This window comes from Vibrio sp. 1078-1 (assembly GCF_033340475.1).
In genome coordinates, this window is the sequence record NZ_JAWOWM010000138.1 from 1 (window position 1) to 911 (window position 911).

A 911-nucleotide genomic window follows, 5' to 3' on the forward strand; every position below is an offset into this window, starting at 1 on the left:
ACTATTCGAAATACAAAAAAACGCCCATATAAATGGGCGTTTTTTATTTATTCAGATTTTATGGCTTAGCGACACAGAAGCTTATTGTCAGGGTTTAAAATCGTCGACAGTGCTTTCTGGTACGATGCTTCAACGGTCTCTTTAGAATTAGAGCGAATACCTAAATATTCAAGGCGACCATCTTCTATTCCGTATACGACACCATGAATTTCGACATCTTGCCCGCGCTCCCACGCGTTTTGCATGATGGTTGAATTGCCTAGGTTATAAACTTGTTCTGCAACGTTAATTTCACCAAGCTTATCGGCACGATCTTCAACAGGCATTTGATCTAAGTAAGAACGATGCTTGAAGTAAAGATCTCTGATGTGCAGTAGCCAGTTATTGATAAGCCCGAGTTGAGGGTTATCTATCGCTGCGTTAACACCGCCGCAACCGTAGTGACCACACACAATAATGTGCTTCACCTTGAGTACATCAACGGCGTATTGAACAACGGAAAGGCAATTGAGGTCTGTGTGAATGACTTGGTTTGCAACATTGCGGTGAACAAATAATTCACCGGAGTAAAGGCCGGTTAATCGTTCTGCGGGTACTCGACTATCGGAGCAGCCAATCCAAAGAAAATCAGGCTTTTGGCCTTCGGCGAGCTTAGCGAAATATTCAGGACGATCAGATTTGATTTCTTCCGACCATTTTGAATTATTCTCAAATAACTGTTTAATTTCCGGCATCTTGCAAACTACTTCCCTTAAATGACAAAAGCACTCATCGCAATTGAAACATATCAAGCGATCAGTGTTGTAACTATACACAATGTTACAATTTCGATCCCGTTAAATATTCGTCAGATAGGACTCATCTGACTAGTTTTCATTAAGAAAAAAGTAAAATCTGGTGAAACTATTTGT

1 protein-coding gene is annotated in these 911 nt (G+C 40.5%); it reads right to left on the reverse strand.

All coding sequences use genetic code 11. The features are described from left to right. Window positions 1-65: 65 nt before the first annotated feature. Window positions 66-734, reverse strand: a complete 669-nt coding sequence (gene can, locus R7190_RS26170) for a carbonate dehydratase (RefSeq protein ID WP_005462578.1) — start codon at window positions 732-734, stop codon at window positions 66-68. Between the last annotated feature and the right edge of the window lie 177 nt (window positions 735-911).